The sequence below is a fragment of the Eubacterium sp. AM05-23 genome (assembly GCF_003477535.1).
In the GTDB taxonomy this organism is placed as follows: Bacteria; Bacillota; Clostridia; order Eubacteriales; family Eubacteriaceae; genus Eubacterium; species Eubacterium maltosivorans.
The window spans coordinates 344,074-365,961 of the sequence record NZ_QUDF01000003.1; the positions used below are offsets into that span (position 1 = coordinate 344,074).

Sequence of the window (21,888 nt, forward strand, 5' to 3'; positions counted from 1 at the left end):
GCGGGGATCAATGAAGAGGAAAATTATTTCAGTTTTAGGGGCTTTGCTGCTGGCGTTTGGGGTCTTTGGCAGCGGTGCGTGGGCGGCGATGCCATCTTTTGGCCCCGACGAGGGAGTTGTTGTCTTTGAGGTAAACAGCGGCGATATTCTGGTAGAGCAAAACGCAGACGAACGCTACTACCCGGCCAGCACAACAAAGCTTATGACCGCTTTAACGGCTCTGGATTATGTGGGCTCAAGCCTGAATGACAAGATAACCGTTGGCGATGAGGTTAAGCTCATCGGCTACGAGAGCAGCGTGGCTCATCTGGAGGTTGGAGAAATCTATACCTGGGAGCAGCTGCTGTACGCGCTGCTGCTGCCGTCAGGCAACGACGCAGCCAACGTGATCGCAGCCAACATCGGGCGTAAGATCAGTGGAAATGAAAAGATGGACTACAATCAGGCCATGTCGGTCTTCGTGGATCAAATGAATGCCAAAGCGCAGCAGATGGGGCTTAAGAATACACATTTTAAAAATGCCCACGGTCTTCACGATCCTGACCATTACACCACACCAGCCGATATGGCGGTGATCGGGAAGACGGCCTTCTCTAATGAGACCATCTCAAAGGTGGAGGGTACCAAGGTCTATGAGATGACCACCAACCGCGGCGAGCCGCAGAAGTGGAAAAATACGGATATGCTTCTCTACAAGGATGCTGCCGACTACGGCGGAACCATCGAGGAGGGAAGAACTGATAATCCTTACTACAACGCCAAGGCAAAGGGCGGTAAGACTGGTAATACTGATGAAGCTGGCCGCTGCTTTGTCTACAATGCCGAGGATGGTGACGCGAAGATCGTCGGAGTGATTATGAAGGGCGATGAGAAGGGTATTTTTGCCGAGGCCAGCAGTACCATCAACGCCGCCTTTGATGACAACCGCCTGCTGGACTGGACGGATGATTCCGGTCATTATAAAGATTTTACAGTGATTAATGCCCATTACAAGGATGGCAAAAACCTGTCGGTCAAGACAAAGGAAGCCTACAGCTCCATGATCCCCAAGGGGCAGGAGGATAAATACACCGCCAAGGTCTCCTGGGATACCAGCCTTTTGGCTGATACCGAAAAAGGGCTTAAGGTAGTGGGTGATATTGAGCCCGACGCTCAGGTAGGGACATTGACCATCTACGAGGGCACCGACTCAGTGAAATCAACGCCGTTGTACGCCCAGAACCAGATCCGTCCCAGAAATTTCTGGGATTATCTGAGAATCGCGGCCTTTATCGGCATTCCATTGCTGGTGATCCTGTTTATCTTTTTCCGCTTTTATGTTTACCGCAAACGGAAAATCATGCGGGCAAAACAGGCCAGAGCTCGGAGAAGGGCTAAACAGAAACTCTATGAATCGCAGGGCTATACCGGGTCAGGGACGCCTCCGCGTAAAACCACCACCGGTGAGCCGCAGCACAGGCCTCAGCAGAAACGTCCATCCGGCAGTCCACCAAGAAGAAAGCCCTCAGGTTCAGCTTCGCAGGGAAGACCTGTGGAGCGCAATGCCACTGCACGGCCAGTACAAAAGAAAAAACGTCCATCCTCCGGGCAGTCGGGCAGCCGCCAGCGGACAGGCCCGCGTCCAACCGGAACGAAGAAGCGATAAAAACTGAATAAATACATAATAAAGCCCCGGACTGCTTTTGTCCGGGGCTTTTGTATGAGATCGGTATTGTAGGATTGTGCCCGGAGATTGATGGATTTCATGGAAAAAGCTGCTTCTTTACGCCTCAAAGGGCTCTCTCTCATTATGTTTTAGCCAGGCATTAAAGTAAAGACCCGGGCAAAAGTTTTGTGATTTATTGATTCTGTTCATGATTACATATTTTGTTTTATGGTTAAAAAGGTTATAATAGACCAATGGTTCATAGGATAATAAAGGAGGCGGGGACAATGTACAAAATACCTGAGCTGCTGGCGCCGGCGGGCACCCTGGAGTGCATCCGTGCGGCCATAAACGGCGGGGCGGACGCAGTCTATTTTGGCGGCAAGGCCTTTAACGCCAGACGTAACGCGGGCAATATGGATGAAAAGGAAATGACAGAAGCCGTGGCGCTGTGCAGGCAGTATGGGGTAAAGGTCTATGTGACGCTTAACATTCTCATCAAGGACGAAGAGCTTGAGGATCTGGTAAAGGATCTGAACTTTTTGGCAGGTCTGGACATTGATGGCCTTATTGTCCAGGATCTGGGGCTGATCTTTCTGCTGCAAAAATACTTTCCAGACTTCAGGCTCCAGACCAGCACCCAGGGATCTGTGTACGGCCTTGAGGGTACCCTGTTCTTTGAGAGACTGGGCTTTATGCGGGTGGTGCTTCCAAGGGAGATGCCTATCTCGGAAGCGGCTATGATCGCGGAAAAAACAAAGGTGGAACTCAAGCTTTTCTGCCATGGCGCTCTCTGTTACGCTTATTCAGGGCAGTGCCTGATGAGCAGCATGATCGGCGGCAGAAGCGGAAACCGGGGCCTCTGCGCCCAGCCCTGCCGAAAAAAATACCAGCTGAGGGATGCGGATAACCGCCTGATTAAGGAGGGATATCTTCTCAGCATGAGGGATTTGAACATTAAGGAAAGGCTTGACGAGGTGGCACAGGCAGGTATTGCTTCTCTGAAGATCGAGGGGCGTATGAAAAGCCCCGAGTATGTATACGCTGTGACCCGGGCCTACCGTGAAACGCTGGACGCTGTGGATGGAGAGGGAAAGACACCGTCCATCACGGAAAAAGAGCTGGCTCAGGTGTTTAACCGCTCCTTTACAGATGGCCGCCTTTTCGGCGATATGCAGGTCATTAATGATGTAGTGGGCCGCAACCGGGGGATTTTGGCAGGCCGTGTCATTGGGTGTGAGAACGGCAGGCTTTTGATTGAGGCACTGCCGGATACCTCCTTTTCCACAGGCGACGGCCTGTCCTTTGGTGAGGACTCTGAAAAGGGGATGCGGATCGACGCGCTTTTCGATTTAAAAGGCCGTCCGTTAGCTTCAGAAAAACCGGGTATAAAGGTTAAGGTGCCGAGTCGATTTAAGGTGCCTGCCGGCACCCCGGTTTACCGCAATTACGACGCGCGCCTGATGAGGCGGCTGAAAAGTGAAAGCCGATCGGCAAAGCCTGCCGGGCAGCAGACGGTGCGCTTCAGGCTGAAACTGGCCCTCGGCGCGCCGGCAGAGGTCACTGCTGAGGCAGGAGAACAGGTGGTGACCCGAGTCTCAGACATCACGCCTGCAGCAGCCCAGAACCTGCCTCTGACCTGCGAGACACTGTCTGGGCAATTTGAGCGGCTGGGTGGTACAGGCTACCAGTTTGGCGGTCTGGACGCAGACATCGAGCCGGGTATCTTCTTATCAAAGGGCGAGCTGAATGCGCTGCGCCGGGAGATATTGGAGGCTTTGGACGCAGAACAGGCAGAAGAAAAACCCACGCCGGTGGTCTTTTCATTAGAGCGCGAGCTGCCAGCCAAGCCAGAGGTGCAAAGGCCTCTTTTGTCGCTGGAACCGGCTGACAAGGCCGGCTTTCAGGCTCTCTGCGGCCTGGCGGTGGATGAGCTGGTGCTCCCGGTACAAGACCTCAGCCGGCCCCAGGACTGTGAGGCGCTTATTGCCAGTGCCCATGAATACGGGAAGCGGGTGCTGCTCGCATTTCCGAGGATTATGGATACCGCAGCGTCCGCACGGCTTAAGTCTAATCTTGATGCCTTCTGCGGCCTGAACCATGATGGCATACTTTTAAAGAATTATGAGGTGCTGAGCCTGTTCCAGAACAAGCCGGTTTACAAAGAGGCAGACCAGTCCTTTAATCTGCTTAATGCTCTGTCTATGAAGCAGTTGAGAGAATGGCAGGTGGAGGGTGGCGTGCTGTCGCCGGAGCTGAGCGCCGCGGAAGCTGCAGTGCTGGCGAAGTGTTCTGCCGTTAGCTGTGTGTTGCCCGTATATGGCAGACAAGAGCTCATGGTAAGCGCTAACTGTGTGTATAACTGCGCAGACAAGCAGTGTGAAAACTGCCGGAGATACCGGGGCTGGGCAGCCTTGATCGACGAGCGGGGCGCGGCTTTCCCGCTGCGTAAGGATACAGACAATATTATTCACATCTATAACGGCGATGTGCTTTTCTTAAAAGAGGAGCTGAAGCGCCAGAAGCATATTGATAAATGGCGGATCTATGCCACAGACGAAGGGCATGAGGCACTGGCGGATGTGGTAAGCTATTACCGGAACGCGCTGGACAACGGCGTTTTTGGTTCTGTGCCTGGCCGCACCGGTGTCCGCTATACAAAAGGAAATTTTAAACGAGGAGTCGAATAGCGATAAAATGGACAAACGAAGTCTGAAGGTACTGGAGTACCCTAAAATACTTGAAATACTCAAGGGACACTGTGTCAGCGAGGGGGCAAAGGAGCGGGCCGCCGCCCTGGTTCCCTATGAGACCGTCTACGAGGTGGAAAGGGCTCTTGGCGTTACGGGTGAAGCACTTAACATGATGCTGCGCAACGGGCGTCCGCCACTTTCCGAAATTAAGAATACCAACGACTATGTGCATCGGGCATCCATCGGGGCCATGCTCTCCATGAAGGAGCTGCTGGCCGTCGCGTCTCTGCTGCGCATCGTCAAAGATATGGAAAACTATTATTACAATGATACCCAGCTCGAAACATTGGATCAGCTTAAAAATCTGTTTACCCTGCTGGCCCCCTGCGAGGAGCTGGAAAAGGAAATCAGCCATAAGATTCTGTCAGAGGGCGAGATGGCAGACAACGCCTCACGGGAGCTCTCACGTATTCGGAGGGAGATCAACTTTAAGAACACACGCATCTCCGACAAGCTGAACGGTATTATCTCCGCGTCGCAGAACGAAAAGTATCTGCAGGAGCGTATCATCACCATCCGTAACAACCGGTACGTAGTGCCCGTCAAGCAGGAGTACCGTGGGCAGATTCCCGGTATTGTGCTGGACCGGTCGGCCAGCGGCGCCACGCTTTATATCGAGCCTCTGGCTGTGGTCGAGCTCAACAACGACCTCAAGGTGCTGGCCGCTGAGGAGGAAAAGGAAATTATCCGTATCCTCAAAGAGCTGTCCGAAAAGGTCGCGAACTATAAAGAGGAGGTTATCGAGGATTACAACCTGTTGGTGGAGCTGGATTTCCAGTTCGCAAAGGGCAAATACGGCCTGGCCATCGGCGGTGTGCTCACCCGTGTGAGTGAGGAGGGGAAAATCCACTTCATCAAAGGACGCCATCCTCTCATTGACCCTAAGGTGGTGGTGGCTTCGGACATTTATATGGATGAGAACATCGACACCATGATCATCACCGGGCCCAACACAGGCGGTAAGACGGTTACCCTGAAAACCATCGGTTTGCTGAACCTCATGGTGCAGTCTGGGCTGTTTGTCCCAGTCAAAGAGGGAAGCGGCACACGGGTATACAAAAATATTTACGCCGACATCGGTGACGAACAGAGCATTGAGCAAAGTCTCAGCACCTTCTCCTCCCACATGACCAACATTGTGGACATTATGAAGAATGCCGACGCCGACGCGCTGGTTCTCTTTGATGAGCTGGGCGCAGGTACTGACCCCACCGAGGGGGCTGCCCTGGCAATCTCAATCCTGAATACCCTGCATGAGCGGGACGTGACCAGCGTGTCTACCACACATTACAGCGAGCTCAAGGAATACGCCCTGGTTACCCGTGGGGTGGTTAACGCATCGGTCGAGTTTGACGTGGCTACGCTGCGCCCTACCTTCAGGCTGCTCATTGGTGTGCCAGGAAAATCCAACGCCTTCGAAATCGCCAGGCGGCTGGGGCTGAGTGAGGACATCATCGAAGCGTCCAAAAAGCTCATTGAAAATGAAGCCATCCGTTTTGAGGAGACTTTGATTAAAATTGAGGAAAAACGGAAAAAGACAGAGGCCGAGCATGAGGAAATCCTGCGCTTGAGACGCCAGATCGAGGACATGAAGGCTGAAATGGCAGATGAGCGGGAGAAAGCCAGGGCGGCGAGCGCTGAAATCATCGAGCGTGCCCAGGAAGAGGCCAGCGCCATTGTACGGGACACGCGGCAGGAGACTGAGGAAATCTACAAGGAGATTCGCTATATTCAGGAAACCACTGCCCAGAGCGTCAAGGACAATAAAAAGCTGGAGGCCCTGAGAAGAAAGATTAAGAATCAGGAAAAGAATATTTTTGATATGTATAAAATCGTCCGGCCCGAGGAGGACGAGGAACTGGATATCGACGATATCAAAACAGGTATGAAGGTCCACGTCAAGAGCCTCCACAAGGAGGGTGAGGTGGTTAAGATCATGCCAAAGGATAACAGTGTCATGGTCCAGACTGATAATATGAAGCTGAAAGTGGGGCTGGCTGACCTGACCAAATCCAAGGCCATTGCCAAGCCAAAGGAAAAGAAAATCAGCTACAAAAGCGCAGACCGCCATACCATGGACACCAAGCTGGATCTTCGGGGTAAAAACGGGGAGGAATCCCTGTATCTGGTGGACAAAATGATCAGCGACGCAGTGGTCTCAGGAACGCATCAGCTCATGATTGTCCACGGTAAGGGCACTGGCAAGCTGCGGCAGGTCATACATGCCTATCTCAAAGATAACAGTCTGATCAAGGATTTCCGGCTGGGCGCACCGAACGAGGGAGGCTCTGGCGTAACCGTTGTCGAGCTGTAGTTCGTAGGATGTATTTTTTTAAATACATCAAGATTCCTAATGCTTTATGATCAAAAACATGTTAGAATAAAAAACGGTGCGTATGGAATGAGAGCTGTTTTTTCGGAAAAAGTCTTTATCTTTATAAAGAAAAGTTAACAAAGGTTGACAAATTTTGGGAGATTCAGTATAATTATGTCATCAATTATTATCTAGGAGTGGTTCTAAAGATGAATGCAGATTTACAAGAATACAGAGAACGGATTAAGAGTGTGGGTTTAAAAGCAACGCCACAGAGAATAAGCGTATTAAAAGTTCTTTCAGAAACGGATGAACATCCCAGCGCTGAGATGCTCATGGATAAACTGAAAAATGAAGGTAGCATCATGTCTGTTGGAACCATCTATAACATTCTTGAGACGTTCGAGGAAAAAGGATTGATCTTGAAGCTGCACGATCATAACGAAGTTATGCGTTTTGATGCGCGCACGGGTTTTCATGTTCATATCTTTAACAAGAAGACCAATCAGATTGAAGATTATTTTGACAATGACCTGGAAGTGCTGCTGAAGGATTACCTGAAGGATAAGCTTCCCGAGGACGTTACACTTGATCATTTGGATATCGCTTTGTATTCACAGTCTGCTTAAGGCAGACACTGTAAAGCCGCCGCGGCAATGCGGCGGTTTTTTATTGTTTTTCTTTATGTTATAATAATAGCGGTATCATTAATCGGCAATGAATAAAGGAGTGAAATTTTGCTAGAAGAAATATTGAGTTTATATACAGAACGAGGGGACTTTTTCTTACAACTGACTCTTCAGCACCTGCGGATCTCGGGCACAGCCATTGCCATCGCGGCAGTGATCGGTCTGGTGCTTGGGGTAATCGTGAGCGAGCACCCCAGAGTGTCGCCCATTGTTCTGGGAACCACCAACGTGATCTATACCATCCCGTCCATTGCCCTTCTTGGGTTTTTGATCCCCTTTACCGGCATTGGAAACACAACGGCCATCATCGCCTTGACCGTGTACGCCCTGCTGCCCATGGTGCGCAACACCGTGACCGGCATCACCGGGATCAGCCCGGCAGTGATCGAGGCAGCCCGGGGCATGGGCAGCACAGATTTTCAGATTCTTTATAGGATCAAGCTGCCCCTGGCCCTTCCAGTCATTCTGACAGGGTTCAGGAACATGGTGGTGATGACGATTGCCCTGACTGGCATTGCCTCCTTCATCGGAGCTGGCGGACTGGGAGTCGCCATTTACCGGGGGATTACTACCAGCAACATGGCCATGACCGTGGCCGGAAGTATTCTTATCGCACTTTTGGCCCTGATCTTAGATTTTGGGATTGGGCTGATTGTTAAAATAATCAACAGAAAGAGGAGATTGATTGCATGAAAAAGAAAACAAAAAAAATTGGGGCACTGGCATTGGTGCTGGTGCTTGGCGTGAGCATGATCACCGGGTGCAGTGCAGGCGGACAGAAGGAAAGCGGCACTGTTAAGATCGCCACCAAGCCCATGACCGAGCAGCTGATCCTGGGAGAAATGCTGTCCATCCTGATTCAGGAAAACACAGACCTGAATGTGGAGATCACCAAAGGTGTGGGCGGCGGCACCAGCAATATCCACCCTGCGCTGATTAAGGGAGATTTTGATTTGTACCCCGAGTACACTGGCACAGCCTGGAACAACATCCTGAAAAAAACCGAGTACCCAGATGACGAGACCCTGTGGAATACCCTGACCGACGAGTACGATGCGCAGTTTGGTCTTAAATGGGTAGGTATGTACGGCTTCAATAACACCTACACCCTGGCGCTGCGTAAGGAGATCGCGGATAAATACAACATTAAAACCTTCTCCGACATGGCCAGATACACCCCGGAGATCACCTTTGGTGCCAATCCGGACTTCTACGAACGTGAGGACGGCTATCAGGCACTCTGTGATGCCTATGGCTTCAGCTTTAAGGATCATATGGACATGGACATTGGTCTTAAATACAACGCCCTGAATTCTGGCGAGGTGGACGTTATTAACGCCTATACCACCGATGGGCAGCTGTCTGTGGCCAACGCGGTATCCCTGACAGATGACAAAGGCTTTTTTAAGAATTACTACTGTGGTACCGTTGTGCGGGAAGACACGTTGGAAAGATATCCAGAGCTGGAGGGTGTGCTGAAAAAAATGGACGGTATCATCACCAATGAGGAGATGTCTAAAATGAATTATGACCTGGAGGTTAACAGCAGGGATGAGCACGACGTCGCCATGGAATTTCTCAAGAGTAAGGGTCTGATCAATGAGTGAGCCCATTATCCGGTTTGTGGACGTCACCAAGGCATACGGTGACGAAGCCATTCTGGAGCGGTTCAGCCTGGATATCGGTAAGGGAGAGTTTCTGACTATTATCGGAAGCTCCGGCTGCGGAAAGACAACTCTGCTCAAGATGATCAACGGGCTGCTGATCCCCGACACAGGTACTGTATGTGTGCAGGGACAGGATATCTCAAAGACCGACCTCATCGCTTTGCGCCGGAACATTGGCTATGCTATCCAGGGGGTAGGGCTGTTCCCGCATATGACGGTGCGGAAAAACATTGCTTATGTTCCCAGCCTTTTAAACAGGCAGAACCGGCAGAAGACCGAGGCAGCTGTGGCGCGCCTGGTCAAAATTGTGGGGCTTGACCAGAGTTTGCTGGACCGTTATCCCAGTGAGCTGTCCGGCGGACAGCAGCAGCGGGTGGGCATTGCCCGGTCACTGGCCGCAGCGCCGGAGATTCTGTTAATGGACGAGCCCTTTGGGGCTGTCGACGAGATCACCAGGCGCATGCTTCAGGATGAGATATTGCGTATCCACCGCGAGCTGGGCGTGACCATTGTGTTTATCACCCATGATATCCGGGAGGCCTTAAAACTGGGCACCCGCGTGGCTGTCATGGACCATGGCGGTCTGGTACAGATAGACACCCCAGAGAACATAAGGAACCATCCGGCCACAGATTTTGTAAAAGAACTGGTGAGTGACCGCTAAGCTATGCTTTTCTTTTTTGATATTTTAGTGTATCATTAGGGTATTAATCTTATATCAACCATTTGGAGGAAATTATGAGTGAAAAAAAACCTGTTGTCGGCATTGAGCTGGCAAATGGAAAGACCATCAAGGTAGAGCTGTATCCGGACATTGCGCCGATCAGTGTTGAAAACTTTTTAAATCTGGTAAAGGACGGCTTTTATGACGGCCTGATTTTCCACCGTGTGATTCCCGGCTTTATGATCCAGGGCGGCTGCCCAAGCGGCACTGGCACCGGTGGCCCGGGACATACCATCAAGGGTGAGTTCGCAGCCAATGGCGTCGAAAATAACCTGAAACACAAAAGAGGCGTGCTCTCCATGGCGCGCTCAGCGAGCCCGGATTCTGCCGGTTCCCAGTTCTTTATCATGGTCGAGGACGCGCCGCATCTTGACGGCCAGTACGCAGCCTTTGGCGCTGTGACAGAAGGCATGGAAGCAGCGGACGAAATCGTAAACGCAGACCGTGACTACATGGATAAACCATATGAAGACCAGGTAATGAAACGGGTTTACGTGATCGAAGAGTAAACACCGTGTTCAAATAAACGAAAAGGAAGTGATCTTATGACCAAGTACTGCCCAAATTGTTATGTCGGCATCGACCCAGAGGATAAGGTGTGTTCCAATTGCGGAGCAGAGCTGAAACCGGACGAAACAAAAATGGCCGAAGCATTCCCGGCAGAAGACCCGGGTGATGCGGCAGATGTATTTGCCGCCAAAATTGAAAACACCAGCTGTGATACGCCGGAGGAAGAAAAACCAGTCGAAATCGGTGACGAAGAGAACCCGGACGACGCAGCCGATGTGGTCATTGCATCCATGATTGACGACAACAGCTGCGGCGAGGACGCAGCGCCGGAAACAGCAGAGCTCTCCCCGGCTGCAGCGGATTATAAAAACGCCTTTGAAAATGAGCCGGAACGTCCAGAGCCTGTGCGGCCGGCAGCAGACGGCCCGGTACCCAAAATAATGGGGCTGGGCGAGTGGCTGCTCACCCTGTTTCTCGTCTGTATCCCTATTGTTAACCTCATCATGCTGATCTATTGGAGCGCGGCCAACGATATTGACCCAAACAAAAAGAATTACGCGAGGGCGCAGCTGATCATCATGGCCATTGGCGTGGTCATTTCCTTTATGTTTTTCGGTTCCATTGTCGCCATGATTCTGGCCTTTGGCAATTACTACTATTATTAAAAATAAAAAGCCCTGCTTTCTTCATGAGAGCAGGGCTTTTAAATTTGGTGAACGGTTAAAATTTATGATAAACGGTTCACAAAATTTTGAAAATCAATGCTATAATATAATCATACCGCCCTATACAGGTGGCGTCAACAAGAGGTGAGAGGCTTATGTTCATTATTCTATGTGAAGATAATACCCTGGACAGAGAGAACGCGGCTCAATTGATTGAAGAGGCTGCGAATGAAATGATCCCAGACCACTGTTTTCAGGTATTTGAGGATGCCGAGAGCTGTCTGAAGGCTATCAGAAAACGGCCGCCGGACATTGCGTTTATCGATATATTTTTAAAGAAAAAGAACGGGCTTGAGCTGGCAGAGGCTGTGCGGGAGCTTAACCAAGAGGCAGCGATTGTTTTTTTGACCTTGTCAAACGAGTTTGCTTCAGAATCTTACCGTGTCAGGGCTGTGGATTACCTTCTGAAGCCCGCCGGTCAAAAACAGGTTGCCGAGGCGATGAAGCGGTGCGTAAAGCATCAAAACGAAGCGGTGGAACCGCTCACGGTTCATCAAAACCGGGAGATCCTGAGGATCGATCAGCGAAGAATTGAGAAACTGGAATCCCAGAGCAATTATATTCTGATTTACATGAACAGCGGCGAGGTCATCAGGGCGCGCAGTACGCTTAAGAAAATACAGGCGCAGCTGAATGCCGATATGCTTAAGCTCAGGCGCGGAGTGGTGGTCAATATGCGCTCGATCCAGACAATAAAAAACGGAACCTGCAGGATGAAATCCGGCGAAGAGATCATACTCAGCCGACATCACGCTAAGGAGATCCGCGAAAAATATTACGATTACCAGTATTATTTGGTGCAAAAGGACAGCCTATGAATGATTTTCTCAATGCGAATCTGTTTGCGCGGTATCTGCTGGGCTTCTGGTTTCAGGTAGTGCCCGTTGCTTTTATCTGCCTGCTGCCCTTTGACAGGGAGGACTATCGCCTGCCCCCCAAAAGACTGGCGATTCTGGCAGTTGTCAGCATGGTACTCCTTTCGCTTGCAGAGACAGCGGTGCTGGTCAGGAATGAGAGCCTGTTTACAGGGGATAACGCCATCACGACAGCGGATAACCTGGTCCGTTTTGTAACCATGTTTGTCTGCCTGGCGCTTTATTTTTACTGTGTGCGGAGCACAGCGATGAAAAAAATTCTGGTCTATGCCATGGGCTTTACCTACGCAGCTTTTACGACAGCTTTGGGCACGCTTTACAGTAATATAAACCCCTGGCAGGTCGAAGAAAGCGGCGTGCTGCTGCAGGATGGGTCGCTGTATTTTTACATGGCTCTCGATGTTCTGCTGGTGCCGGCGGCAGCGGCGTTTATGCGCAGGCAAGTGCGGCCAGCGCTTAAAAATATGGAGCCTGCCATCACGCGTAAAATCGGGACAGGGATTATTCTTCTCATGCTTATCTACGGCTTCAGCTTTGCAGCGGTTACAGGCGCCAGAACCTTTTACACGCCGCCGATGCTCATTGTTTTTTTCAGTCTGAGTCTCTGTGTGTTTTTTTCATTCGCTCTTTTCTTTTCCATTGTGCGACAGAGTGCTCAGACCGCGAAGGCTGAAGAGGAGGCACAGCGGCTGGCCCAGCAGGTCGAAATCGACGCTCTCAGCTACCGTAAGATGATGGATAATATCGACCAGGCCCGGGCTGTCCGGCACGATGTGCGACACCATATGCGTCAGATTGGCAGCATGCTGCAAAGAGGCGATCACGAAGGCGCAGAGGCCTACACCCAGACCTACATGGAGCGTATGGACGCCCAGTCGCAGACTACAGTATGCCAGAATTATCTGGTCAATAACATTGTGCTCTATTACCTGGAGATATGTCAGAAGAACGACATCGAGCTGAGGCACCGCATTGCGCTTTCAGAGCTTACGGGGATCAGCCCTGTGGATCTGACTGTCCTCTTCTCAAACATTCTGGAAAACGCGCTGAACGCCTGCCGGCAGGTGACAGAGGGCAGGCCCTTTATTAACCTTCACTCCGAATGCGTTGGCGCCTCCCTTGTGATTGTCATGGAAAACAGCCTGAATCCCAGGGCGTCAGCCACAGAAACCGGCAGCGGGGTAGGGATGAAAAGCGTGGCCGCCATTGTGAAGACCCACGACGGCCAGATGGACGCTGGCCCGAAAAACAACCTTTATGTGACAAGAATCAGTCTATGTTTAGAATAATTTTTAAAGCGTGACGAACTGCGTGTAAACGTGATGAGTTGCGCTTTTTTTGGCTTGCAATCATGTTATAATGATAATGAAATAAATCAGAAAGAGAGTGAAGAAATGTCCTACAATTATTTTTATGAGACAACTGGTATGGTTGGGCTGCTTTTGAGCCTGGCCTGGTACGTTTTTATTTTGGTAGCGGGTTGGAAGCTGTTCGAAAAAGCAGGCGAGCCTGGCTGGAAATCACTGATTCCCATTTATAGCAGCTATATTCTTTATAAAATCAGCTGGAAAACGAGCATGTTTTGGATTTACCTGGCGTGCATTGTGGCCGGCGGCTTTATGGGAGCTTCCGTAAACAGTGTGCTGGTCTCCATCAGCAGCCTTTTTTCACTGGCGTCCTTTGTCCTGATGATCATCCAGACCTACAAGCTGTCAAAGGCTTTCGGGCATGGCGGCGGCTACACCGTGGGTCTGCTTTTACTCAGACCAGTTTTTATACTGATTCTTGGCTTTGGCAGCGCAGAATACAAGGGCAATCCAGACCAAAACTGAGGTAAGAGCATGCAGATAAAAACAAACGGACGGCCAAAACGTTTTAAAAAAGTCTTGTTGACCACCCTGGTCACACTGCCGCTGCTGCTGGGCAGCACAGTCTCAGCGGGGCAGCTGCCTGATGGGCAGTTTATTGGCGGTTACAGCAGTGATACCGCAGGGGCAGGCTACAGTAACTACCCCGCAGGGGAGAATCGTGTTGCCCCCAGAAGCGCACTGCCGGATAAGCTGGACCTCCGTAAAGCCGACCTGGATGGGGACGGGGTGACTGAGCCGTCTTATGTCACCAACACAAAGCAGCAATCCCCCTGGGGAACCTGCTGGGCCTTTGGGGCCCTGTCGGCAGTTGAATCCAATTATATTAAAACAACGGGAAGTGCTGCGGAAGACGTCGATTTTTCGGAACGCTACCATGCCTGGTTCGGGTATGAGCTGGACCACGGTGAAGGGATACAGCCGGTTAAAAACGCTGTGCAACGTCTTAACTTTGGCGGAAACCGCAATATCAGCGCAACGGTGCTTTCCAGCTGGTCCGGCCCTGCAGAGGAAAGTGCAGCGCCATATCAGGCGAACGACGGGGATACTGAATCGATGGATGCAGACTGGAGCCTGCCAGACAGCCTTATCCGGGATTCGCAGTCCATGTCGGACGCCAGAGTGCAGAACATTGATTTTTTGCCAGGCACAGCGACCTTTACAGATCAGGAGAACCACCAGGGCTACGTCTATTCAGAAGCAGCCACCCAGGCCATCAAGCAGGCCATTGTGGAAAACGGCGTGGTGGAGGTTTCCTACAGCGCAGCGGTCTCCCTTCCTGGGCAGGATCCAGATGAGAGCTATATGAATTTAAAAAATAAAGCCCACTATACCTATGAGTACGCCATGGCAAACCATGTGGTCAGCATTGTGGGTTGGGACGATAATTATTCGGTCGAAAATTTTAATAAGGGACACCAGCCTGAAGCCAATGGCGCTTGGATTGTCAAAAACAGCTGGGGCAGTTATGAGGATAAACCAGATGAGGCCTGGGAAGCCAATAAGGATAAAATGCCTGTGGACCGCCAGGGCTACTTTTACCTCTCCTACTACGACCAGTCTGTGTGCGACATTACCTCCTACCAGGTCGATACCGACACAGACGGCCTGTTCGCCTATGATAATAACTACCAGTACGATTATCTGGGGCTTAAATCGCCAGATAGCCGGAAGCCATCCGAAGCGGGCTGCAGCGGCATGACCGCCAATGTGTTTACCGCAGCCGCCGACGAGCTGCTTCAGGCTGTCTCTGTGACCACCGCCGAGCCCGACTGCACAGCGGATATCCAGATTTATAAAGTGGCCGCCGGTACTGCCGACCCTACCTCGGGCCAGCTGGTTGCAGAACAGAAAAGCGAGAGCCTGCCCTACGCGGGTTATCATACCATCGCCCTTGAAGAAGCAGTTCCGTTAAAGGCCGGTGAAAGCTTTGCGGTGGTGGAAACCATCAAAAACAGAGACGGAAACGGCTACGCGCCCATTGAGCGGGGAAGCGGGGAAGTGGTAGCTTCAGAAGATGAAACGACTACCGCCCTGACCGCGGAAAATACTGTCCGTTATATCGCCGATGTGGCTGAGGGTCAGAGCTTCCTGTATAAGGATGGCGCCTGGGTCGATCTGGCAAAGGACGGGCCCGATGGCGTGGATAAAGAGGGTAATGCCCTGCAGACCGGCAATGTTATGATCAAGGCATTCACCACCAATGTGGACAGCTTCGCGCTCACAGGCATGTCTATCGAGGCGTTGAATGCAGAAGGACAGAGCCTTGGCAGCCAGCAGGTTACCGAATGGTCAAAGGTAACGCTGCCTGAGGGCACAGCGGCCATCCGTCTGACCCCCGCCACAGAGGGCGAAGGAACATTGACGATCACCGCCGCTGGTCAGACCGTAAATACAGAGACACCTGTTTCAAAGGATCTGTTCCTACAGGACGGCCTCGTTTTTACCACCCAGGCCACAGGGCCAAGGGGCAATAACACCGAGGTTAGCACCTATCGGCTGAGATTTGAGATAAAAGCAACACAGGGAGCTGGTGAAGAAACAGGCACAGGCAGCAATGGAACAGAAGCAGAAAAAAACAACGCCGCCGATAAAAACGCTGGAACCGGAATAGATGAAAACAGAACAGTCATGGTCCTGGGAGCAGCCGCAGTATTGCTGCTGTTAGCAGCAGGCCTGGGCATCCTTTACTGGAAACGAAAAGGCAGCCACTAAAAGGACATTTTTCCAGACAGAACCATAAAATAAAAAAGGTATCCGCAAAGCGGCTTAAGCGCTTTGGGATACCTTTTTTTATGGGGCGTCCTCCACAGGAACCACTACATTTTCATTGTCAGAATCCTTCAAATAGCGCTCAACGGGAGCGCTGGTGTCAATGGTAATGCCGGTTTTGCCTCCAGTCTGTCCGGCGATGGTATCGCTGATCTTCATAAGATCATCCGAGGGGGTGTAACCCGAGTCATTGTCGTACAAAATCTTGTGCAGCACAATGGCATTATCGGCCAGCGTGTCGGGCACAAGGTACCAGACCCCGTCGATCATATCGCCGTGGGAGTAATCGTCAAGGGGGACTCTGTAGCCGTCAAAGGTCTTGCTGTTAAGTGACATAAAGGTCTTGGCATAGCCTGTCATATCCTTAAGCGGCAGCGAGGTCTGCACATAGGGATAAACCTTGCCGAGGAGGCTGAGGTCTGTAAAAATATCGCTGTTAAAAAGTTTTTGGGCAATCTTCTCAAAGACCTCCCGCTGGCGTTTGGTGCGCATATAGTCGTTATCACTATAGCGCTCACGACAGAAAGACAGAGCCTGGATTCCGGTAACGGTCTGGACACCGGTCTGTGTAAGAAACGGGTCGGATTTTCCGACCTTGTCATTGTCATCCATAATGTACTGGTTTGTCCAGTGGAGCACTGATTCGTTGGGAATATTGATTTCAACCCCGCCCAGGGCGTCGACCACGTCCACCAGACATTTAAAGTCAATGGAAACATAGTCCGAAATGTTTAAGTCCAGATTTTCATTCAAGGTCTGAATGGCCAGCTCGGGGCCTCCGTAATCGTAGGCGGCATTAACCTTTTCGTAACTTACGCTGTTCTCCTTTCCCTCGGGAATTTTGACCATTAAGTCCCGCATGAGGGAGGTAGCCTTGACATTGCCTGTTTTGTAATTGACAGTGACCAGCATGATGGTGTCTGAGCGGTCACCGTCGATATCATCGCGGCCATCGAGGCCGAAAACAGCGATATTGGAGACATCTTTATCCAGCTTTTGGTTAATATGGAGCTGATCTGCATCCAGCCGGTCGCCGGAGATCCCCCGCAAAATGCTGAAGCAGTAGACCGCCCCGCTCCCAATCAGAATGATCAGGCAAACTAAAACAACGCTGAGCACCTTTTTCCTTAATCGCATATCCGTACCTCCTTTGTTCCTGCTTGTATCAATTATGCACAAGTCCAAGCACCGATGTATTAAGATTTGCTAAGTATAGCATACTTTTGATACAAAATAGATACATTTTCGGTGCGTTTAAGGAAGGATACAGGTTGAAAAGGTGCATTCCTGTCATGTTTCTATTCCACGCTCTTAAGCGAATCGATCATATCAATGTGATCCAGCGTCCTGTTGGTCATGAGATTGACGATGAGCGCGAAGCTGAAAGAAATCAGCGCTGTGATGGCGTAGCTGACAGGCTCGACATAGACGGCAAAGTGGACCGAAGGCATATTGAGCACATAGGTCAGGCTGCCGCCCAGGGCGCGGCCGACAGGCAGGCCAAACAGAATGCCGATAAGGGTGAGGATAAGGGTTTCCTTATTCACATAGAGGTGAACCTCCTTGTCATAGAAGCCCAGCACTTTCATGGAGGCCAGCTCCCGCGTCCGTTCCGATATGTTGGTGGACGACAGGGAGAACAGCACGATAAAGGCCAGGCCCGCCGCCATGGCGGTAATCAGGTAAACCACGGAGTTCACCAGGGAAAAGGCCGAGGAAAAGCTTTCCTTGAGCTCGGCAGTGCTGGTGACCGACAGCATTTTATCCTGGCGGCCCAGAGCATCGGCGTAGGCCTTTTGATCGGCACAGGCGTCTGAGAGATGGGCGAGAGCCGCGTTGGGCTCGTAAGTGCCAAACATTGCCTCATAAATGTTCTGGCGCATGTAAACCGCGTTGCCAAGGTAGTTGCGCACAATTCCCGAGACCGTTGATTCCTTCTGGACCAGTTGGTCATCCTGGATAAAGAGTGTATCCCCAGCGCCAAGGCCCAGCATACGGGAGACATTTTCGGTGATCAGCACCCCGCTGTCCGGCAGAGAAGCCGCAAAGCCATCGGTATTTTCGAGATGGATATAACCCTCGAGGGAATGCCCATCAGGCACCACGATGAGCTGCACCTTTTCCTCTTTACCTTCGGCTGTTTTTTTGAGCTTGACATTGCCCGTCAGTATGTTCACATAATCCGCGATGTTGTCGTCTCCAGACAGGTGCTCCATCACCTCGGTGTTGTCCTTGGCGGAGGTGACGGCCATGAGGTCGTACTGGTAGATGTGCTCATACTGCTTGGGCATAAGGTCGTTCACCGAGTTTTTAATGGCAAAGCCGCAGAGCACCAGGGCCGTACAGCCCATGATGCCCGCCACCGTCATAAACAGCCTTTTTTTGTAGCGGAACAGGTTTCGCATGGTCACCTTGTTTAAAAAGGAGAGACGGTTCCAGATTGCCGGGATGCGTTCCAGCAGAACCCGCGAGCCGCCGCGCGGGGCCTTGGGGCACATGAGTACAGCGGGCATATGGATGAGCTCGGTGCGGCAGGCAATGGCCGCCGCGCCCGAAATGCTGACCGTGAACAGCAGCACACCGCCCAGACCATAGAGCAGATTAAACCGGAACAAGTATTCCGGCAGCATATAGAGCATCTGGAAGATAGTAAACACAAATTTGGGCAGCAGGATAAAGCCACAGATGTCCCCCAAAATCCCACCGGCCAGACAGGCCGCCAGAGCATATAGCAGATACTTGCTGTAAATGGCAGCGTCCCGGTAGCCCAAGGCCTTGTAAGTGCCGATGAGCCCCCGTTCCTCCTCGACCATCCGTGTGATAGTAGTCAGGCTGATGAGCACCGCCACCACCAGAAACACAATGGGGAAGGCTGTGCCCACCGCCTCGATGGAGCCCGCGTCGCTCTCGATGCTGGCATAGCCGCCTAGAGCGCTCCGATCCTGGACATACCATTTGGCTGTGTCGATGTCGGCCAGCTCTGTCCGGGCGTCCTCCAGCTTTTGTTCGGCCTTGGCTTTGGTGTCCTCGTATTCTTGACGCTTTTCGGTAAGCTTAGCCTGTCCTTCATTCAGTTCTGTCTGTCTGTTGGCCAGCTCCTGACGTCCACTTTCCAGGGTTTGGCGCCCCTCTGCCAGCCGTTTGCGGGCGTTAGCTTCCTGGGTGGTGAGCTCAGACGCGCCGGCGTCCAGCTGGTTTTGTCCGCTCAGCAGCTGGGTGCGTCCCTCAGTCAGCTGAGCCCGGGCAGCTGCGAGCTGCGCGGCGTTCGCCTCCAATGTCTCGGCGGTGGACTTAAACTGAGTGTCGGCTTCACGCTGCTGCTGTTCCAGCTTTGTCCGGTTTTCATCCAGGGACAGACGGCCCTCGCTTAGCTGGCGCAGACCGCCAGCCAGCTGGGGAATGGCCTCCGGCAGATTCTGAAGCTGAGCCTTCTGAGCCTGAAGTGCCGCCAGACGGGCAGCGTCATCCGGGTCGTCCGGGTCCAGGGCGGCGATCTGAGCGTCGATGGCCTGCACAGCCCCGTCAAGCACGGGTGTGAAGGCAGCCATAAAGGCGGCCTGCGCATCCGCTACCGATTCCGCGGGAGCCGCGAGCCAGGCGTCCCACTGCCCCGAAGGCCAGGCTGGCCCAAACTGGGCAGACAGAGCTTCTGCCTGTGCGTTTAAATCGGACTGGGCAGCCTCCAGCTTTGCCTGCTCCTGGTCAAGGAGGGCGCGGGCGCTCTGCAGCTGGGTGTTCACCTCAGCCTGCTTTTGGGTCAGAAGCTCACGCCCCTTTCGCAGCTGGGTCTCGCCCTCATCCAGCAGGGCGCTGGAATCCTCAAGCCTGGCTGCGTTGGCCATGAGCTCGGCGTAGCCGTCGTTTATTTTCTGTCGGGCGTCCTCAAACTGTGCGTTGGCGGTCTGCTCCTGATCAGCCAGCTCCCGGGTGCCCTTCTCGAGCTCCCGCAGGCCGTCCTCCAGCTTTTGCCGCCCATGGGCCAGCTCCTTTTCGGCATCGTCGAATTTGGTCTCAGCCTCTGAAAACTGCGCGTTCATTTTTTGCTCGGCGTCAGCGATCTTGTCCGTAGCTTCGCCGGTAACGGCCTGGGTGCGCGCCTGTTCGCGGTCGGTCTTGATCTCAGACTCAATGGCCTGAATGATCTGCTGCACACTGTCTTTGTACGCGTCGGAGTAACAGATAAGACCGCGGCTGTCTGTGAGCGTCAGGTAAACAGCAGTAAAGACATCGCTGCTAACAGCCCCGGGGGTCACAAAAAAGGTGAAATCAGTGGTGGAGGCAGAGCGGAAGGCAGAGGCGCCCTCGTTGTTGCTGATGTCCATGGGGTCCAGCACCACACCGGTGATTTTATAGGTGGTGTTGGCAAAAGCAGGCTTTTCAGCCTCATCCTCAAAATCCGCGGCCCATTCATCGGTGTCTCCGGCATTGTCCTCTGGCTCGGAGGGCGCTAAGTCCTCCTCAATGGTGAGGGTGTCGCCCAGAGTCTTACCAGTTTCTTTCATGTATTTTTGAGTCACGGCGATCTCATCCGCCTTTTGTGGAAGAACACCCTCCAGCAGATAGGGCTCGTTCATGCCCTTGGCGCTCAGCACCTTGACTTCAGCGTTCTGGCGCTTGTCATCCACCTGGGTGTAGACCGTCTCGCTGTAGGCGCCCTCGGCAGTCTCGACGCCCTCCAGCTGCGAGAGCGCTGCCACGTCCTCATCGGTCAGCCCCAGGGTGGACATGACCGAGATGTCATAGAGCTTTTGAGCATCAAAAAAACGGTCCGCCGAATAGCGCAGGTCGTCGCAGGCGGCCTTGAGCCCTGTGAGCATGGTGACCCCAAGTGCTGTGATCATGAGTATGGAAAAAAAACGTTTGCGGCTCCTCTGGATTGTCCGCCAGATATCTTTAAGGAATGCGTTTTTCATGGTTGTCTGCCTCCGTTGTGAACAACATGGTGTTTATAGCTTTATTATAGAGGTTAAAACAGGCGGTATCAATGAACAAAACAAGGGGAAATGTTGAATACAACACGTTGTTGTGTTATGATGACGAAAAAAAGGAGGCGATCTTGTGAGAAAACAGCCTGAAGTCACAGAACAGACAAAAGCAAATCTCAGAACAGCGTTCTGGAATCTTTACAAAGAAAAACCCATCGAAAAGATAACCATCAAAGAGATAACCGATGCCGCTGGGTATAACAGGGGTACCTTCTATCTCTATTATAAAGATGTCTACGACCTTTTTACCAGGATCGAGGAGGAGCTGCTTGAAGCCATCCGCCGGCTGATCCACGATACACTGCCCCAGAAGGAAGGTCTGGATTTCGCCGGGCATATGGGGCTGATCGTCGAGCTTACTCAGCGCTACTCGGCCTATATGTCCGTCCTGCTGAGTGACCGGGGCGATCCCAGCTTCGGCACCCGCCTCAAGGAGATGATCTGGCCCCTGCTCAACCGCTACCTGATCTCCACCAAAGACCTGACCGAGAAAGAGCAGTCCCTTTTATCCGAATTTTACCTTTCCGGCCTTCTGGCAGCCATTACCAAATGGCTGAACGACCCGGGGGATATGACCATCGACCAGTTTATCGGCTTTGTCATGGAGCAGGTGTTTGCAGGGATGTTTATGGTGTAGGGAATTTTGAGAAAGCTATGAGAAATACCGGATAAAAGGTAAAAGTATGTTAGCGGTAAAATACGTAAAAGGAGTCTTGACATGAAAGAAGAACAATCATTTGGCCAATGGGTGGCAGGACGTAAAATAAGCGCTCGTCCCACCAGCCTTAAAACCTATAAAAGCTACGAGCAGGCCCACCTCCTGCCTTTTTTTGGCGATATGCCCCTCAGGGCCATCAGCAGA

16 protein-coding genes are annotated in these 21,888 nt (G+C 52.0%); 14 read left to right on the forward strand and 2 right to left on the reverse strand.

The genetic code is table 11. The features are described 5' to 3' along the window. Positions 1–10 precede the first annotated feature (10 nt). From DW091_RS05595 to DW091_RS05655, 13 genes are all read left to right on the forward strand, one after another. Positions 11–1,645: a serine hydrolase gene (locus DW091_RS05595; protein ID WP_158577834.1), complete on the forward strand. Its 1,635-nt coding sequence runs from the start codon at positions 11–13 to the stop codon at positions 1,643–1,645. A 287-nt stretch (positions 1,646–1,932) separates the two neighbouring features. Further along, the gene (locus DW091_RS05600; RefSeq protein ID WP_158577835.1) at positions 1,933–4,335 is read left to right on the forward strand and encodes a U32 family peptidase; all 2,403 of its coding nucleotides are present in this window, start codon (positions 1,933–1,935) and stop codon (positions 4,333–4,335) included. 7 nt (positions 4,336–4,342) lie between these two features. Continuing rightward, positions 4,343–6,712: an endonuclease MutS2 gene (locus DW091_RS05605; protein ID WP_118517594.1), complete on the forward strand. Its 2,370-nt coding sequence runs from the start codon at positions 4,343–4,345 to the stop codon at positions 6,710–6,712. Between the two features lie 209 nt (positions 6,713–6,921). Beyond that, entirely contained in the window at positions 6,922–7,341 is a 420-nt protein-coding gene (locus tag DW091_RS05610) for a Fur family transcriptional regulator (protein WP_038352605.1), read from the forward strand. Positions 7,342–7,449: 108 nt separating this feature from the next. After that, a complete protein-coding gene (locus DW091_RS05615; RefSeq protein ID WP_096919991.1) occupies positions 7,450–8,094 on the forward strand; it encodes an ABC transporter permease in 645 nt (214 codons plus the stop codon). After that, positions 8,091–9,008, forward strand: a complete 918-nt coding sequence (locus tag DW091_RS05620) for a glycine betaine ABC transporter substrate-binding protein (protein WP_118517595.1) — start codon at positions 8,091–8,093, stop codon at positions 9,006–9,008. The genes DW091_RS05615 and DW091_RS05620 overlap by 4 nt, the downstream gene beginning before the upstream one ends. Next, positions 9,001–9,732, forward strand: coding sequence for an ABC transporter ATP-binding protein (locus tag DW091_RS05625; RefSeq protein WP_096919993.1), 732 nt, complete (start codon positions 9,001–9,003; stop codon positions 9,730–9,732). The genes DW091_RS05620 and DW091_RS05625 overlap by 8 nt, the downstream gene beginning before the upstream one ends. Positions 9,733–9,806: 74 nt before the next feature. Then, entirely contained in the window at positions 9,807–10,301 is a 495-nt protein-coding gene (locus tag DW091_RS05630; RefSeq protein ID WP_058693985.1) for a peptidylprolyl isomerase, read from the forward strand. A gap of 36 nt (positions 10,302–10,337) precedes the next feature. Next, positions 10,338–10,967, forward strand: coding sequence for a zinc ribbon domain-containing protein (locus DW091_RS05635; RefSeq protein WP_118517596.1), 630 nt, complete (start codon positions 10,338–10,340; stop codon positions 10,965–10,967). A gap of 155 nt (positions 10,968–11,122) precedes the next feature. Further along, on the forward strand, positions 11,123–11,845 hold the full coding sequence (locus DW091_RS05640; protein WP_118517597.1) for a LytTR family DNA-binding domain-containing protein: 723 nt from the start codon (positions 11,123–11,125) through the stop codon (positions 11,843–11,845). Continuing rightward, positions 11,842–13,191 carry a GHKL domain-containing protein gene (locus DW091_RS05645; protein WP_118517598.1) on the forward strand — a complete coding sequence of 450 codons (1,350 nt, stop codon included), beginning with the start codon at positions 11,842–11,844 and terminating at the stop codon, positions 13,189–13,191. The genes DW091_RS05640 and DW091_RS05645 overlap by 4 nt, the downstream gene beginning before the upstream one ends. A gap of 105 nt (positions 13,192–13,296) precedes the next feature. Beyond that, positions 13,297–13,734: a DUF5684 domain-containing protein gene (locus DW091_RS05650; RefSeq protein ID WP_118517599.1), complete on the forward strand. Its 438-nt coding sequence runs from the start codon at positions 13,297–13,299 to the stop codon at positions 13,732–13,734. 9 nt (positions 13,735–13,743) lie between these two features. After that, positions 13,744–15,984, forward strand: a complete 2,241-nt coding sequence (locus DW091_RS05655) for a lectin like domain-containing protein (RefSeq protein ID WP_118517600.1) — start codon at positions 13,744–13,746, stop codon at positions 15,982–15,984. Between the two features lie 78 nt (positions 15,985–16,062). On the opposite strand, the gene DW091_RS05660 is transcribed toward DW091_RS05655, so the two are convergent. Then, positions 16,063–17,178 carry an LCP family protein gene (locus tag DW091_RS05660; protein WP_118517601.1) on the reverse strand — a complete coding sequence of 372 codons (1,116 nt, stop codon included), beginning with the start codon at positions 17,176–17,178 and terminating at the stop codon, positions 16,063–16,065. Between the two features lie 161 nt (positions 17,179–17,339). Then, entirely contained in the window at positions 17,340–20,954 is a 3,615-nt protein-coding gene (locus DW091_RS05665) for an ABC transporter permease (RefSeq protein ID WP_118517602.1), read from the reverse strand. A gap of 145 nt (positions 20,955–21,099) precedes the next feature. Here DW091_RS05665 and DW091_RS05670 point away from each other — a divergent pair, with 145 nt between their 5' ends. After that, positions 21,100–21,663 carry a TetR/AcrR family transcriptional regulator gene (locus tag DW091_RS05670; RefSeq protein WP_058693993.1) on the forward strand — a complete coding sequence of 188 codons (564 nt, stop codon included), beginning with the start codon at positions 21,100–21,102 and terminating at the stop codon, positions 21,661–21,663. Positions 21,664–21,888 lie beyond the last annotated feature (225 nt).